Annotated in this window: 12 protein-coding genes; 8 read left to right on the top strand and 4 right to left on the bottom strand. The window is 35.5% G+C overall.

The window, feature by feature from the left end:
* On the bottom strand, positions 1-210 hold a 210-nt coding region (locus tag J0H12_01760), incomplete at its 3' end, for a hypothetical protein (GenBank protein ID MBN9412639.1).
* Between the two features lie 395 nt (positions 211-605).
* Here J0H12_01760 and J0H12_01755 point away from each other — a divergent pair.
* Positions 606-779 (top strand): hypothetical protein, encoded by a 174-nt coding sequence (locus tag J0H12_01755; protein ID MBN9412638.1) that lies wholly within the window; start codon positions 606-608, stop codon positions 777-779.
* A 451-nt stretch (positions 780-1,230) separates the two neighbouring features.
* Here J0H12_01755 and folD read toward each other — a convergent pair whose 3' ends face one another.
* The 3 genes from folD to J0H12_01740 form a co-directional block, all read right to left on the bottom strand.
* Positions 1,231-2,109 carry a bifunctional methylenetetrahydrofolate dehydrogenase/methenyltetrahydrofolate cyclohydrolase FolD gene (folD, locus tag J0H12_01750; protein MBN9412637.1) on the bottom strand — a complete coding sequence of 293 codons (879 nt, stop codon included), beginning with the start codon at positions 2,107-2,109 and terminating at the stop codon, positions 1,231-1,233.
* A gap of 12 nt (positions 2,110-2,121) precedes the next feature.
* Complete coding sequence (locus J0H12_01745) at positions 2,122-2,430, bottom strand: YggT family protein (GenBank protein ID MBN9412636.1); 309 nt, start codon at positions 2,428-2,430, stop codon at positions 2,122-2,124.
* 92 nt (positions 2,431-2,522) lie between these two features.
* A complete protein-coding gene (locus J0H12_01740) occupies positions 2,523-6,947 on the bottom strand; it encodes a hypothetical protein (protein ID MBN9412635.1) in 4,425 nt (1,474 codons plus the stop codon).
* A gap of 303 nt (positions 6,948-7,250) precedes the next feature.
* Here J0H12_01740 and asnB (J0H12_01735) point away from each other — a divergent pair, with 303 nt between their 5' ends.
* The 7 genes from asnB (J0H12_01735) to J0H12_01705 all read left to right on the top strand — a co-directional run bounded on the left by asnB (J0H12_01735) (position 7,251) and on the right by J0H12_01705 (position 16,739).
* Complete coding sequence (gene asnB / locus J0H12_01735; protein MBN9412634.1) at positions 7,251-9,200, top strand: asparagine synthase (glutamine-hydrolyzing); 1,950 nt, start codon at positions 7,251-7,253, stop codon at positions 9,198-9,200.
* Positions 9,201-9,244: 44 nt separating this feature from the next.
* Positions 9,245-10,342, top strand: coding sequence for an NAD(P)/FAD-dependent oxidoreductase (locus J0H12_01730; GenBank protein ID MBN9412633.1), 1,098 nt, complete (start codon positions 9,245-9,247; stop codon positions 10,340-10,342).
* A 110-nt stretch (positions 10,343-10,452) separates the two neighbouring features.
* A complete protein-coding gene (locus J0H12_01725) occupies positions 10,453-11,442 on the top strand; it encodes an NAD-dependent epimerase/dehydratase family protein (protein ID MBN9412632.1) in 990 nt (329 codons plus the stop codon).
* The gene (gene asnB, locus J0H12_01720) at positions 11,443-13,320 is read left to right on the top strand and encodes an asparagine synthase (glutamine-hydrolyzing) (protein MBN9412631.1); all 1,878 of its coding nucleotides are present in this window, start codon (positions 11,443-11,445) and stop codon (positions 13,318-13,320) included. It abuts the gene before it with no gap.
* Entirely contained in the window at positions 13,304-14,164 is an 861-nt protein-coding gene (locus J0H12_01715) for an ABC transporter permease (protein ID MBN9412630.1), read from the top strand. The genes asnB (J0H12_01720) and J0H12_01715 overlap by 17 nt, the downstream gene beginning before the upstream one ends.
* Positions 14,164-15,579, top strand: a complete 1,416-nt coding sequence (locus tag J0H12_01710) for an ABC transporter ATP-binding protein (protein ID MBN9412629.1) — start codon at positions 14,164-14,166, stop codon at positions 15,577-15,579. Before J0H12_01715 ends, J0H12_01710 begins: the two co-directional genes overlap by 1 nt.
* Positions 15,576-16,739, top strand: coding sequence for a glycosyltransferase (locus J0H12_01705; protein ID MBN9412628.1), 1,164 nt, complete (start codon positions 15,576-15,578; stop codon positions 16,737-16,739). Before J0H12_01710 ends, J0H12_01705 begins: the two co-directional genes overlap by 4 nt.
* The last annotated feature ends 1 nt before the right edge of the window (position 16,740 follow it).

Raw genomic sequence — 16,740 nt, 5'->3', positions numbered from 1 at the left:
GGTTGAAGGTTTTTCCAACTCAATAGTTTGTGAGGATGTCAAATCAACTACATTCAATTGATCGTCTTCAGTTTGAGCAACTAATCGAGTTCCCTGTAATCCTGTAAGTTCAAATTCTATATCTGGTTGCGTAGATTGAACCTCTGAACCTAGCCCCATAATTAAAGAACACATGGCTATTGATAATATTTTTAAAAACCGACTTTTCATTTTAACTCCTATTTATTTGAAGTGTATGCATGTACTTTTGGCAGCAGAACAGTTTACTTTATTTATTCCAAAAACATAAATTAAAGTTACTTTTGGGTCAAACAATTTTGACACTAGTTTTGAAACAAAATTTTCATATTCTCTACTTAAAAAACAAATTATTTTTTAACGTGTCAAAAACACATGTTTTTGGAACGATATGATCAGGAAAATACCCAATTAGCATAGCATTAAAAAAGATCGTTGGATTTTACAGAATATCTAAGCGAACCCCATATTAAGCAGTATATAGCCGTTCATCTTAAATATATTGCTGAAGGGGCTGAGATACAAGATGAAGAAGAATTTAGGGAGATCATTAGAAAAGGTCTCACCAATTTGATGAGGACAGTATCATGACACTTGCAGAAAAATGGAAACTAGAAGGTCTAGAAAAAGGTCTTCAACAAGGACTCGAAAAAGGTCGTCTTGAAGTTGCTCGTTCTATGTTATTAGAAGGTATCAATAAACAAACTGTTGTTAAAGTTACAGGCCTTAGTGAAGAAGATCTTTCTCAACTCCTTAACTAGGTTTTTTCTACATTATTTTACTTTTGAGAGCTCTTGCCACTTTGTATTTGTATTTGAGGTCTCGAAATGTTCGTATTGGTGAAAAGTCGCCAAAATTTTTAGCGGTCTAATTCAAAACGAACACTTTTGAGGGTTCTTCCACAGGATACCAAGAAATTTGATTTTGAGCCTAGTCCTCTAGATAGCAAGCATTTATTTCTATTATTGAAAGTTATAACTTCTGCAACAATTAATTCCTATCAAAAATTAGAGAAGGTTTCTCCTAATTCTTATTGGTAGATACGTACCTTTATGGGATTTAACCCCTTATTCCCAAAAAAGAGCCCTCTGATGATCCAGAGGGCTTACACGGGGAAAGTTACTTAGTTAAAGCTGTTTGAGCCTTACATTTTAGATATGGAGACTCAAAAATATATTTCAAGGGGAACCAGATAATATTTTTTGAAATTGTTTATTGCCTGGCGATTTGCCTTAATGCAGCCTCAACAGTATTTTCAAGTAATGAAGCAACTGTCATGGGACCAATCCCCCCGGGGACAGGCGTAATGGCACTTGCGACATGAGAAACATTTTCGAAATCAACATCGCCTACTATTTCCATTTGGCCCTTTTGGCCTTGAATATGATTAATTCCCACATCTAAAACAATTGCGCCAGGCTTAACCCATTCTTGTTGAATAAATTGAGGTTGACCAACAGCCGCGACGAGGATATCGGCTGTTTTTGTAATATCAGAAATATTGCGACTCTTTGAATGAAGAACTGTCACGCTACAGTCTTCTTTCAACAAGAGCATTGCTAGAGGCCGTCCAACCAGAATAGATCGTCCCACAATAACGGCGTGGCTACCTGTAATATCCTTCTTATGACTTTTAAGGAGAGTTAAGATCCCTTTGGGTGTACAAGGAATAACTGTTGGCTGCCCAAGACTAAGCATCCCTAAATTTTGCGGATGCAAACCATCAACATCTTTAACAGGATCAATTGCTTCAATCAGTTCAAAAGCATCCAAATGTTGAGGAAGAGGAAGCTGCAAAAGGATTCCATGGATAGTCTCGCTCGCATTTAATTGATAAATAAGCTCAAGGATGGGTTCCATTGGGGTTAGAGGCGGAAAATAATATTCCTTGGAATAAATCCCAACCTCTTGGCATTGCCGGCATTTTGAGGCAACATAACTTTTGCTCGCCAGATTGTCCCCTACCCGAATAACGGCCAATCCAGGCGTAAGATTTTTTGTCTTTTGTATTTCTGTAATTTGAACTTTAAGGTTGTTCTTAAGCTGTAGCGCCAAAGAACGACTGTCCAGCAAAACCGGTGTCATGGGCATGTAAAAATCTGCTTAAGCTACTCCTATAAATTTCAAGATAAGTCTTGAGACAACATTTTGGATAAAGACAAGAATAAAAATAGCAACCATCGGACTGAAATCAAAACCCCCTAGGCCCGGAATAAGGCGCCGAATTGGAGTCAACATAGGTTCAGTCAATCGATAAAGGGCTTCACCTATTACAACAACAGCACGATTATATGTGTTAATAATTTGAAATGAAATGAGCCAACTTAAGATAACGCTCGCAATAAATACCCAAATATAAAGCTGAAGAATAGTCCGCAAAAGCTCAAGCATTGGAATAATCAAAACATCCATGGAAAACCTCTATTTATTTTACTTAAAAATAACGTCGCTATCTCATAATAACAAGAAGAATCTCATTTTGAACCTCTCTTTGTATAAGAAAGTTAGGGGGAAATTTCTATCTCAGACTCAATGAATCTTTTTAAGGCTATGACACGACGTTTTGTTTCTTCTTCTTTTTGACGTCGTTCTTCAGCTGCTTGCTCTTTTTTAGTTTCAATCTCTTTTTTACGTTGCCACAAATTTGGTAAAGTTAAAAGAATGTCAAATGCACTTATTGTTTCTTCTGTTTCAATTTTCTTTTGTCGATCGTGAGGACTCGACATCACAATTTTATGTTTTCTCGGCTCATTTCTGAAGATACCTAACTGGTTAACAAGAAGATGAGAAAATAAAGTGGCGCAATGTGTACTCTTTTTAAGAATATCTTGACTATTATTCGCTAAAGACGGAGAAAAAGCTAAATAACGCTCTACAATCACTTCTTTAAATATTTTAAGTGTGTGTTCAGTAAAAATAATTGTCTTCTCTTTGTTTTTAGTAGTTTCATATTTGTGTTTCTGTAACTTTAAAGAGGTCAATGTATCCTCTATCAATAAATCCAATTGTTTTGGAGTCATATTAATTAAATTAGTTACTTTGTCCTCTTCACTCCCTCCTTTTAAAATGTCAAACGCAGTGTTCAAAAAAAGATCTCCTAAATAAGGAAGAATCTTAGAAGGCTTAATTTCTACATCTTCTTCATATTCTGGAACATTAACAAGAGGATGTGTATTTCCAAATTTTTTGCTAATCACCTCATTTAAAAATTCGAGCAAAGTAACTTTGGTCGATTCAATATCCAAGATAAACTGACTATTTCCTTGATCGGATATTTTTAACTTAAAATCTGGATTTTGTTCAATTTCATTTAACACACGAACAAATGTTTCAAAGACCAATTCAAATTTTTCTTCATTCGTAAACTTAAAATGAGATTCTGATAATTTTTCTTTGAGGAAAACTACTAAAGTTTGAAAATTTCTACGAGCAACCGGGCTTTCAACTTTAAAGTTCTTTAGTGTTTCTTGAAAATTTTCTTCCAAAAATTCGGTTATTATTTCAGCAAATTTAGCCTGGAATTTTCTTGATGCATCCTGAGTTTGTATACCAAAAGTTAAGATCGAATTTATATTCTCTACAGTTAAAGACTCTAAAAAATATTTCTGAAGTTTTTCAGTGATCTCTTTCATTAATCTTTGAACTAAATCACCAGAAACAATTATTCCCAATTGAGTTGCAAAGCTTTCATGAAGTTGTTTCTCATCAGCAACCTTCAAAACATCATAAAAAACTGCAATGAATTTTTTATGGAATTTCTTCACAATCTCGGGAATTTCTATATGTTTATTTTTCAGCCTAAAGCGAAGAAGAAATTCCACGATTAAACTTGTTTCCTTAACAACGAGCCCAGAATCTTTCAAAGATTTTTGGATATCTTTCTGAATGCCTATCACATTTAAGTTAGAACTTTCTTTTTGAACCAGAGGAGGTGGGGGCGGCGGCGGAGGGGGCCCACTACTACTTTGCGCGGAGATAGACACAGGAGGTTGCGGCTGCCTTATGGCTGGAGGCTTTATTTCTTTTTTTAATAATTCTTCCAAAGACTTATTAAGATCTTTAAGTTCTCCGTCAAAAAAAAGTAAATTAAATTCTTCAAGTAAAAGTTTTTTCTTAAGTTGCTTTTTCTCTTTTATCTCTTGTTCAAGTTTTTCTCTTTTTATGAGTCGTTCTTTTAATCCGACCCAATAAGGAAGCGAGAAGAAAAAAACAAATTCTGGAACTTTTAATGGAGATGTTTCTACACGTCCCTTTCCATCAATACGACGTATTTGAATTTTATATTTTCTTCCCTCCATCACTTCTTTTACTAATTGATGTATTTCAAAAGTTTTCTTGGCTTTTTGAAGAGATTTTTTTAAGCTGGGCTCGGTTCTCTCAATCGCGGCAATAAATCCAAAACCGACATCCAAATAATCCTCGATAAGACATTTTACATCTCGATAAAAAGCAGGAGCTAGCTTAAGCGGGGTTCCCTTCAAATCTTGAGAGCCAAGCTCCTCCATAATGGTTTCTATTATGTTGCTATATGTTTTTTTACTGATCTTTTCTTCTTGGCTCTTCAAGGAAATCTTGTCCGCTTCAGAACAATTTTCCATCTTAGTTCTAATTTCTTCAAGTTCCTTATCTTGAGAAGCTATCTTGATTAAGAAATCAATTTTTTCCTTGTAAGACTCACCAGATAAAAGATCAAATAATCTAATAATTAACCAAGAGTCTAACTTTTTGACTATTTCTTTGATAGAAATATTTTCTTTTTCAAAGGAGTTTTCTTGTGAAGGCACATTAACTGGCTCAGACTTTGAACTTAAATCTCTCGCTCGCTCTGAACCATAGAGTTGCCCAACAGCAAGAAGAACATAAGGCTTGAGCCTTGTTTTTAGTTCATCTGAATCTATATCTTCATTTCCACGCGCATTTGTTAAAAGGGGAAACTGAAATGAAGGAACTAAAACGATTAATTTAAACACTTGGGTCAGAATTTTCTTCTTCTCTTCGGTAGAAAATTGGCCCTTTCCTCCCCAAAGTGATGCATCTTTTACATAAGAATTAATAATGATTCTCGCAGTTTGTTTTATTTGAGAATTCAGTTCAGCATGTACTTCGTGATTAAAGAGGTCATCAATAACGTTAGTTATAAAAGGATTAAGATCACTAAAAGAGGGAAGAGATTTTTCTAAGACTCCCAGCCCCTCTTTCTCAATATAATTCATTAATAACTTAGAACGCCACACTTCAAAAACATCCCGGGCAAGCCGCTCAAAGCCTGAGCTAAAATCAACAACTCCTAAAACATCATCTGTTATGATATCATGAGAAGGTTGAATTAATTCCCATATAAGTTTTTCCATTTCTTGAGGAGAGATTTTATAGGTTTTTGTAATGAGATTATCGATACGTTGAGAGAGCTTTTCAATTAACTCCGGAATCTGCGTTATCTCTAATTTTAAATCTTTAATAATTCTTTGAAGAGCGATAGTGATTGATGATTCTTTAGAAAACTTTATTTTATTCTCTTGAAGGGCTTTTTCGATCGCTTCTACATGATTTCGTAGGAGCTTATCATTCTTTAACGGTAAAACTTCACGCAGTTGATTCACTACTTTTTCTTGATCAGGGACCATTAAATCTGAAAGAGGAAGTTCTGTCCTAGTCTCCGAAAAATTTAACTCTACGGCTTTTTCTTTTTTCTGCTCAATCATTTTCTCAGCGGGATGTAGGATTAGCGTTTTAGCTTCATAATCTATTTCAACATCTGGTTCTACTGGTCTATCTTCAACTTCTTCTCTTTCTTGAAAAAGATCTGGGATTAGCGCTTCAGCTTCATGAACTCTTCCAACAACTGGTTCTACTGGTATATTTTCAACTTCTTCTCTTAGCTCAACAATTTCCTCGGCAGGTAGGATTAGCGCTTCAGCTTCATGATCTCTTCCAACAACTGGCTCTACTGGTATATTTTCAACTTCTTCTCTTAGCTCAACAATTTCCTCGGCAGGTAGGATTAGCGCTTCAGCTTCATGATCTCTTCCAACAATTGGTTCTACTAGCCTCTCTTCAACTTCTTCTCTTCGCTCAACCACTTCCTCAGCGGGATGTGGGATTAGCGCTTCAGCTTCATGATCTCCTCCAACAACTGGTTCTACTAGTATATTTTCAACTTTTTCTCTTCGCTCAACCACTTCCTCAGCGGGATGTGGGATTCGTGGCGCAGCTTTAGTATTTAAATGTTTCTCTATATTGTCTCTTTTTCTTTCAACGAATTTATCCATTTCTTGCGGTTCTTCGAATAACTTTTCTTCATCGAAATATTCAGAAGAGATTACAGATTTGATGAAAGTATTTACCTCAGAATAAGAGGTCACTGGAAATCTTAACCCTCTTGGCTTATGGGGAACAATGTCAATTTTTACAGTTTGAAAAACTCGTCCTGCATATTCTTGTTTCCATGCGGAAGAAACTTTCTTGGCTTCTAAAGAATAAAGCGCTCTTGATACACGGGGAAATCTTACGTGTTGTGCTCCTCTTTCATTTTCTTCTTTAAAATTTAAATCGGGAAAAGAAGGCATAAAACGAGGTTTCTCTAAACTTGAAGCTGCTAAAACTGACGGATGAGCGTGCCATGAATATGAGATCTGAGAATTTTTATATCTCCTGCCACCATAGGAAGATAAAGAAAAAGATGTTAACGATTTATTCCCAATACCCATCAGATTTAAAGGGAGCTGATTCTCCTTACTCTGCTTAGGCAATAATTCTTCCAAAATGCCATGTAATGAAGGAAAAAAATGTGACAATATTTTAATTACAGAGGCAAAGGTATCAGACGACAAAGTTTGTGTCAAAAAGGTATCATTAATGGAAAAAGAGGGCTTAGAATAATGAGCCAACAGTAAAAAATATACGATGAAAACCTTGCTAATTTTTTTCATTTTTCTATTTTTTCTCTTAGACATAAAAAAGATTCAAAATTATCTAAAAATTAGCATATATTTTTATGACTAATAAGAAAAGAAGTATTTCTTGATTTATTTGATGTATAATTTATATCCCTTTGAAAGATGCCTTCCACAAAATCAGTTTATTTAAGATCCAACGCTTTATTTATGCCTTGACCACCATTTGAGTTATGAATACCAAGCTGTGCATCATCTTAATTTGATGTCATTTCCCCAACCAAGTTAGTTTTGCAAGCCTAATGTATAAATGTTATATAAAGGAACATCTTTAATGATTTGTACGTTAATAAAGGAATTAATGTGTGCGGTCTGAATGCAATTCTCACTCAAAATAGTCAGGAACATCATCTTTATTATTTAAAGGAAATGCATAAAGGACTCTATCATCGGGGGCCCGATGATGAAGGTTTTTTATCCTGGAACCAGTATGACGACCTAAAACAAAGCACTAATTTTGAGAACCTTTCAACAGGGCAAGTCTTATTGTCTCATCGACGTTTATCCATCCTAGACGTTACATCTCGCGCTATTCAACCAATGCTTAATAAGCACAGAACACTTGCCATTATTTTTAATGGAGAAATTTATAATTTTCTTGAAATTAGGAAAGAACTCGAAACACTAGGACATTCCTTTATCACTTCCTCAGATACAGAAGTACTTCTCACCGCCTATGAAGAATGGGGATCCCAAATGTTACCCAAATTAATAGGAATGTTCGTATTTATTATCTTGGATTTACGTAAATCTTATTTATTTATTGCACGCGATTTTTTTGGGATTAAACCACTCTTTATTGTTAGAAAGAATAAGACATTATTCTTGAGTTCAGAGATTAATTCATTACTTAATATTCCTGAAATTTCCAGAAAAGTTAACCCTCAAGCTCTTTATAATTATTTGCGTTTTGGTCTGACCAATAATAATGTAGAGACTCTTTTTTCTGAGATTAAACATTTTCCAGCCGCTCATTATGCTGAAGTAGATCTTAAAACTTTATCATTTACACTTACTGAATATTGGAAACCTCAGCTAGGAGTTTCCTCTTATTCACAAAAAGAAGCTGTAGAACATTTAAGAACTTTATTTTTAGAAAGTATAAAACTTCATTTACGAAGCGACGTTCCTGTAGGAGTAGCTCTCTCGGGAGGAATAGATTCTTCCGCTGTCATTATGGGAATGCGAGCTATAAAAGGCCCCCATTTAAATATAAAATCATTTAGTTATTGCGCTGAAAATTCAATTTATAATGAAGAACGTTGGATTGATATAGTCGCTACAGCAGCCCAAGCCGACTCTTATAAAACACATATTTCTTCTTATAAACTTTGGGATGATTTAGAAAAATTAATTAAGATTCAAGGAGAACCTTTCGGGAGCACTAGCATTTATGCCCAATTCCGGATCTACGAGCTTGCAAAAACTCAAAATATAAAAGTTATGCTGGATGGGCAAGGAGCTGATGAACTTTTTGCAGGCTATAGACCTTATTTAGCAAGGCGCTTAATTAGTCTCATTAAAGAAAAAAATTTCCCCGATATTTATGCCTTTATTAAAGCAATTATGAAAGTTCCAGATTTAGCAAAATCTCGTTTTTTTGCACAGGTCGCTAGTCATTTTTCCCCTACAATCTTTGAAGGACTAGGTCGAAAGATAGTAGGAGAATCTTTAACACCTCCATGGTTAAATCAAAAGTGGTTTTCCATGCGAGGAGTTGAATTTGATGTTTTACCTCATAAACGCCTCTCTACCCTTAAAGAGGCCCTTTTGGAGAGCCTAACCACAACAGTTCTACCCGCACTTTTACAATATCAAGATCGTAATTCTATGCACTTTTCCATCGAGAGTCGTGTTCCATTTTTAACGCCCCAACTCGTCAATTTTGCATATTCTCTAGATGAAGAACTCTTAATTTCTAAAAATGGTCAATCTAAATTTTTACTTAGAGAAGCCATGCAAGGTATCGTTCCAGATATCATTCTTGAGAGAAAAGATAAGATAGGGTTTGCCACTCCAGAACAAGCTTTTCTAAAACAATTGAAAGCCAATATCACAGAGAATTTTATAGGATCTTTTGCACATCGCATTCCTGCCTTAAATAAGCCAATGATTATTAAAGAATGGGAGCAATTTCAAAATAATTCTACTCCTAGTAATCCCAAAATATGGCGTTGGATCAACATTATAAAATGGTCCGAATTTTATGATGTTGATCATAACATTTAAATGGATGATCATATCCTCTCAATCAATATTATAGGCTTAAATAGATGGAACGTGTTGACTGTATTGTTATAGGAGCGGGAATCATTGGTATTGCAATCGCAAGAGCTCTTGCTATGAAAGGTCGTGAAGTTCTAGTACTTGAAAAAGCAGAAACAATAGGAACAGAAACAAGCTCACGCAATAGTGAAGTTATCCATGCAGGGATTTATTACCCAAAACATTCTTTAAAAGCTAAAAGCTGCATAGAAGGAAAAAAAGCCCTCTATAACTTTTGTCAAGAACGACATATTTCTCATCAAAATATTGGAAAACTCATTGTTGCAACGAATGAAGACCAAATAGAAACACTCTTTCAAATCAAAAAGAGAGCCGAAGAAAATAATGTAAACGACCTCAGGTATCTTAATAAACAAGAAGCTGCCGCTCTTGAACCTAATTTAAATTGTGTTGGCGCTTTATTTTCTCCTTCTACAGGAATAGTTGACACACATGCTTTCATGCTTGCCTTACAAGGTGAGGCTGAAGCCCATCATGCCCAATTCATCTTTCAAACGGAAGTACTGGGAGGTGAAATTAAAGATAATGCTATTGAAATTGAAGTTTTAGGCTTTAAGCTTCAATGCAAAACCTTAATAAATGCTGCAGGGTTATGGGCTCAATCTATTGCCCATTCTATCCGCGGCTTTCCAAAAACCACTATTCCTCTTTCTTACTGGGCTAAGGGGAATTATTTTTCATACAGTGGGAAAAGTCCTTTTCAACGACTTATTTATCCTGTCCCTCAACAGGAAGGATTAGGAATTCATATGACTCTTGACCTCGGCAACAAAGTGCGATTTGGTCCTGATGTGGAATGGGTAGAAAGTATTGATTATACCGTTAACTCCAAACTTATCGAAAAGTTTTATTTTGAGATTCGCAAATATTGGCCAGAACTTCCCGATATGAGCCTTTTCCCTGATTACGCTGGAATTCGTCCTAAACTTTTTGGGCCGCAAGACGGTAGCTTTACTGATTTTTCCATCCACGCTAAAGAAACTCATGGGTTCCATTCAATAATTAACCTTTATGGCATTGAATCCCCTGGCATTACGTCATCGTTGGCCTTGGCACAGCATGTTGCCTGTCTTGCCCAATATTAACTTAATTGAAAGTTCAACCTTGCAAAAAGGAATGGTAGAGATTAAAGAATGATTCTAATAATTATTGTCGCATTTTAGACTTAAAATTTGTAACATTATGAGGAAATCAAATGGATATTAGAGGCAAAAAACTCGTTGTCATTGGAGGTGCTGGCCTTATTGGATCTCACACGGTTGATGCTCTTTTAAAAGAAGATGTAAAAGAAGTCATCGTTTACGATAATTTTGTAAGAGGGACTCCAGAAAATCTTAAGAATGCCTTAAAAGATCCTCGGGTTAGAATATATGAAGTGGGAGGAGATATTTGCCAAATTGATATCCTAGAATCGGCATTAAAAGGAATAGATGGGGTTTTTCATTTTGCTGCACTCTGGCTTCTTCAATGTTATGAATTTCCACAATCTGCTTTTGAAACAAATATCAAGGGAACATTTAATGTTTTGCAAGCCTGTATAAATCAAAACATATCGAGACTAGTATACTCTTCTTCTGCTTCTGTATATGGTGATGCCGTTGAAGAACCAATGACAGAAGGACATCCTTTAAATGGGGATAATTTTTATGCTGCGACTAAAATAGCTGGCGAAGCAATGATGCGGGCTTACTGTGCGCGATATAAATTAAACGCCGTTGGGTTGCGATATATGAATGTTTATGGGCCTCGTCAAGATTATCGCGGCGCTTATATCGCTGTTATCATGAAAATGCTTGATAATCTCGATAAAGGATTAGCCCCCAAAGTCTATGGAGATGGAAGCCAAGCCTATGACTTTGTGTATGTTGAAGATTGTGCTCAAGCAAATGTATGCGCCATGAAAGCAGATATCACTAATCAATTTTATAATGTTGGAACAGGAAAAAGGACCTCAATCAAAGAATTATCTGAAATCGTTTTAGGTCTTACAAATTCAAATCTTTCAATTGAATATGAACCAGCTGGTTTGACGTTTGTTAAAAACAGAATTGGCTGCACTAAAAAGGCCGAAAGAGATATAAACTTTAAAGCCAAAATAGATCTCACCGCCGGGCTTCAAGAGTTGATTTCTTGGCGTAAACAACATGTGGAAGAATTAGAAGAACGTCGGAAAAAAGCTAATTAAATGTGCGGTATTGTTGGAACTTTTGACTTAAGTGGAAAACCAGCATCAACAGTCATTCTAAAATCGATGACTGACTCAGTCGCACACCGCGGCCCTGATGGAGAAGGACACTATGTGGATGGGTCTTTGGGGCTAGGACACCGAAGATTAGCTATTATTGATTTATCTCCTTTAGGACGCCAGCCTATGGCTACCTCTGACCAACGCTATGTAATATCTTACAATGGCGAAATTTATAATTATAAAGAAATAAGAACTCAACTACAATCTTTTGGACATCAATTCCATTCTCAAACAGACACAGAAGTTCTGCTTAAGGCAATTGTTCATTGGGGTACTGATGCTCTCGAAAAACTAAATGGAATGTTTGCTTTTGCCTTATGGGATACCAAAGAAAAAACCTTATTATTATCAAGAGATCGGTATGGAATAAAACCTCTTTATTATACTGTTACAAATAATCTTCTTATTTTTGCTTCAGAGATCAAGGCTATTGGGGTTCATCCAAGCTTTAAGCCTACTTTGGATGCAGAAGCTCTTTTTGAATATTTTACATTTCAAAATTTCTTAACAAACAAAACTTTGCATAAAAATGTAAAGATGCTCCCGGCTGGTTGTTTTGTTAAATTTCAATTAGGAAAATCATCAAACCCTTCCATTACTCAGTACTGGGACTATAATTTTCAACCAGATACATCTTCTCGTTCTTTAGATGAGTATGTTGATCAATTTGACTATTTATTTCGTCAAGCTGTAAATCGCCAATTAATAAGCGACGTAGATGTCGGTACATATCTCTCAGGAGGTATGGATTCTGGATCAATCACGGCTATTACTTCAGAGCAAATTAAAAACCTGAAAACATTTACATGCGGTTTTGATTTACAATCAGCTTCAGGGATTGAATTAAATTTTGATGAACGCGCTTCAGCAGAAAACATGTCTTATCTATTCAAAACAGAACAATATGAAATGGTTTTGAAAGCCGGTGACATGGAGCGTGCTATGAATAATCTAAGTTGGCATCTCGAAGAGCCACGAGTAGGACAAAGTTATCCTAACTACTACATCTCTCGCCTTGCAAGTAAATTTGTTAAAGTTGTTCTAGGTGGTGTCGGAGGCGATGAGCTTTTTGGGGGGTATCCATGGCGCTATTCTCTTGCCTTAGACTCTAAGAATTTTGAAGACTTCAAAAATCGTTACTATAATTATTGGCAACGTCTTTTGACTGATGAGGACTTAAAAAATCTATTCTCACCCATTTGGGACCAAGTAAAACACGTTTCAACAAAAGATATTTTTCTTTCCTGTTTTAAAAGTACTGATGCCCCTAAGGAAAAACTAGATTACATTAACTCATCTTTCTATTTTGAAGCAAAAACATTTTTACATGGTCTCCTTGTCGTTGAGGATAAGTTATCAATGGCTCACTCATTAGAAACTAGAGTTCCTTTTCTTGACAATGATTTAGTCGAATTCGCACAAAAATTACCCCTTCACATGAAGGTTGATGCCGTGGAAGTAGAAAAATTCGATGACAATAGCTATGCTCATCTTTACAAAGAAAAAATTCTTCGAATAGAAAATGGTAAAGTTTTATTACGAAATGCCATGCGTCGATACTTGCCTGATAATATTATCAATAGACCTAAACAAGGTTTTTCTTCGCCAGATGCAAGCTGGTTTAAGGGCGAAAGTGTAAATTACATTAAAAATGCACTTCTAGATGATCGAGCTTACATTTGTAATTTTCTTGACAAAAAAACCATTCACCGCTTAATAGGAGATCATCTTTCTGGAAACGTAAACAGACGTCTTCTTATTTGGTCTCTTTTAAGTTTTGAAAAGTGGGGAAAAAAGTTTGATACAAGTAGCTAATATGAAATTTTTATCTTTTTTGAATCCCAAATTTCTTTACTTTACAACAAAAGAATCTACTCTTTTACTCTGGAAGTATCGTTCTACAATTTTTGAGATGGCAAAAGGTACTTTGTTTCATCGATATGCTGGTCAAGTTTTGGGGCCTTTTTGGGCAATTTTTCATCCTCTTTTTATAACTTGCCTCTACTTGTTTATCTATGGTGTTGTTTTTAAAACACGCATCGGCGGAACGACTGAGATGCCCCTAAGTTACATGGCTTACTTTCTCTCCGGTCTTTTACCTTGGCTCTCGATGAATGCAGGAATGAATGGAGCTTGTGTCGCCCTCACCTCAAATTCAAGTCTTGTTAAAAGAGTCATTTTTCAAATTGAAATTTTACCAGTGAAAGAGATTTTTGCATCTTTGTTTGCCCAAGGTATAGGAACCATAATTTTTCTAATTTACGTTTTTCTTACTCATGGCAGTTTATTTGCAACTTATTTATTGTTCCCCCTTGTTCTTTCTTTGCAAATTATGTTGATGATAGGGCTTGGCAATATTTTAGCCGCTATTGGTATTTTTTTTCGCGATATAAAAGATATAGTATTGGTATTTTTTAGTATGGGTATTTACCTTCTTCCTGTAGCCTATATCCCTACCTGGGTACCCAGTATATTCCGCCCTGTATTGTATTGTAACCCTTTTAGTTACATGATTTGGTGCTACCAAGATATGTTTTATTATGGCCGTTTTGAACATCCGTATGCTTGGATCGTTTTTCCATTTATGAGTATTTTATCTTTTGTTTTTGGATTTAAGATTTTTAGAAAACTTAAACCGCAATTTGGAAATTTTTTATAATGTCTCAAGATACAATACTTATGCCAGGTACTCCTGATTTTGCAGTGCGTGTGGCAGCCCTTTCAAAACTTTATAAAATTTATGCATCTCCACAAGATTTTCTTAAAGAAATTCTAACTAGTAAAGTCTATCATGATGAATTTTGGGCCTTAAAAGAAGTTTCTTTTACGGTTAAACGTGGACAAGTTGTTGGCATCATTGGAAGAAACGGTGCCGGGAAAAGTACCTTACTTAAAATTCTAGCAGGGACCTTAGAAAAAACTTATGGAGAGCTTGAAGTTAATGGCAAAATTTCTGCTCTTTTAGAACTTGGAACAGGTTTTAATCCTGAATACTCAGGTCGACAAAATATTTATTTATCGGGTATGTACATGGGGCTCAGCAAGCAACAAATAGCCCAAAAAGAAGAATGGATTATAAATTTTTCTGAGCTCAAAGATATCATTGACCGACCCTTTAAAACATATTCGAGCGGCATGCAATCTCGTCTCATGTTTTCCTGTGCTGTCAGTATCGACCCCGATATATTTATTGTCGATGAAGCGTTAGCCACTGGAGATGGGTTCTTTGTTAATAAATGCGTTCGCCGCATGGAAGAAATTTGCGCGAGCGGAAGTACTGTTTTCCTTGTAACTCATGGTGTAAGCCAAGTTGCACAATTATGTGATACGGCGATCTGGTTAGATAACGGTGAAATAAAATTAATTGGAGACCCATTAGAAGTTGTAAGAGAATATGATTATGCAATTCACGTTGCTCTTTCTGGGGGAACAGGACGTATAGAAAAATTAGAGACTCCTCTCCCTGAACAATCCGAAATCCTCCCTCTACCAGAAAATGCCCCCGCTGAAATTGTTGTTTCTCCAGTAACTCCCCTCGAAAACAATATTATAGATACAGGAGCTACTGTCGTTGAAGGCGAGCTTACCGTTTTTAAAAGAGGCCCTGTCTATATTGATAAAGTAGAATTTTTAGATGATAATGAAATTCCTATTCAAGTGGTGCGCTTTTGGGATACTTTAAAAATTAGAGTCTGGTACTCTTGTGAAGGGGAAATACCCTCAGAATCTCTGGGAATTGCTTATGGAATTGAAAGAGAGAGCGATCTTGCACTCATATGTCAATTCAATACCGTGAATGTTTTAAGAGATGAGGATTTATTGACTTATCATGATCAACCCTACCGCAAAAAAGGTGGTAGAAAAGGATATATTGATGTCCGTCTCTCTCCCCTTCAATTAGTGCCAGGTGATTATCTTGTGTCTGTTGGACTTCTTGCAAATATTCCGTATACCTCTGACTTTTATGAATATCACCATCGTCTGTACAAGCTTGTTGTTATAAGAAATGGTTTTCCTGCAGTAGGGGCATTTTGTCCAATATCGGAATGGAATCATCAAGTTCTTGAAGAATGAAAACCGTTTGTATTCTTTCTCTTTCTCGACTTTCGATTGATCCTCGTGTCAGACGCCAATGCAAGACCTTTGAAGAATTAGGTTATAGAGTAATTGTAGCATGTCTTGATTCTGACCAAGATAATTTTTTAAATTTAACAGACTTTAAATTGCTTCCAGAACGAAAATTTACATTCACCTCAAAAATAAAGTATGCTTTAAGGTTACTTCCCTCAAACCTACACTCTAAATTAGTTTATCATATCTTTTGGTCAGAACCTTACAATCAAACAATATGGAAAATTGTTCAACATATTCAAGCTGAACTTTATATTGCTAACGATTGGCCAGTATTACCGTTCGTAAGCCGCTTAGCCGAAAAAAATAACGCAAAATTTTTATATGATAGTCATGAGCTTTCTTATCGAGAAAAAAACGATTCTTTACTATGGCGTGTAGTGTTTAAAAAATACATTGTAAGCCTTGAGAGTCGATATATTCCTTCTGCAGATTTTATCTCAACTGTCAGCCCTTCAATTGCGAATGAACTTAAACAAAAATACAATATTTCCAAGCCTATTTACCTTATTCGGAATATCCCTTTTTATGAAGCTTCAAAGTATAGAAGTGTAAAGCCACCTATTAATGTTTTATACCATGGCGCCTTTAATGAGGATCGAGGATTAGAAATGTTAATAGAAAGTGTACAATATTGGAAGAAAGAATATCATCTCACGCTAAGAGGAACAGGAAATCCTAAATATTGTTTAAAACTTATAAACCTAATTCAAAAATTTTCTCTTCAAGAACGGATTAGTTTAAAATCTTCTGTTCCGTTTGAAAAAATTATAATTGAAACGAATAAAGCAGATATAGGTATTCTTCCTCACCCTCCTTTTAAGAATGAAAATCTTGTCTGTCTTCCTAACAAATTCTTTGAATATATTATGGCTGGACTGGCGATCGTTTCAACCCCCCTGAATGATGTTCAAGAGCTCTTCACAAAATATGACCTGGGAAAAATTTTTTCGGAAACAACACCTCTCGGTATCGCAAAAACACTTAATGAACTTGATTTTGAAGAAATTGATAGATATAAGGAGAAATCTCTCCATGCTGCAAAAGAGCTCTGTTGGGAAAATGAAAAATACTTTTTTTCAAAACTAATTCAATTAATATAAC

This window comes from Candidatus Paracaedimonas acanthamoebae (assembly GCA_017307065.1).
Lineage (GTDB): Bacteria > Pseudomonadota > Alphaproteobacteria > Caedimonadales > Caedimonadaceae > Paracaedimonas > Paracaedimonas acanthamoebae_A.
Note: the sequence above shows the minus strand (reverse complement) of the source record. Positions and strands in the feature narration are given on the sequence as shown.

Coding starts and splice junctions, on each gene's coding strand:
- J0H12_01755 (MBN9412638.1), top strand. CDS start 606: ATGACACTTGCAGAAAAATGGAAACTAGAAGGTCTAGAAAAAGGTCTT.
- folD (MBN9412637.1), bottom strand. CDS start 2,109: ATGCCCATGACACCGGTTTTGCTGGACAGTCGTTCTTTGGCGCTACAG.
- J0H12_01745 (MBN9412636.1), bottom strand. CDS start 2,430: ATGGATGTTTTGATTATTCCAATGCTTGAGCTTTTGCGGACTATTCTT.
- J0H12_01740 (MBN9412635.1), bottom strand. CDS start 6,947: ATGAAAAAAATTAGCAAGGTTTTCATCGTATATTTTTTACTGTTGGCT.
- J0H12_01730 (MBN9412633.1), top strand. CDS start 9,245: ATGGAACGTGTTGACTGTATTGTTATAGGAGCGGGAATCATTGGTATT.
- J0H12_01725 (MBN9412632.1), top strand. CDS start 10,453: ATGGATATTAGAGGCAAAAAACTCGTTGTCATTGGAGGTGCTGGCCTT.
- asnB (MBN9412631.1), top strand. CDS start 11,443: ATGTGCGGTATTGTTGGAACTTTTGACTTAAGTGGAAAACCAGCATCA.
- J0H12_01710 (MBN9412629.1), top strand. CDS start 14,164: ATGTCTCAAGATACAATACTTATGCCAGGTACTCCTGATTTTGCAGTG.
- J0H12_01705 (MBN9412628.1), top strand. CDS start 15,576: ATGAAAACCGTTTGTATTCTTTCTCTTTCTCGACTTTCGATTGATCCT.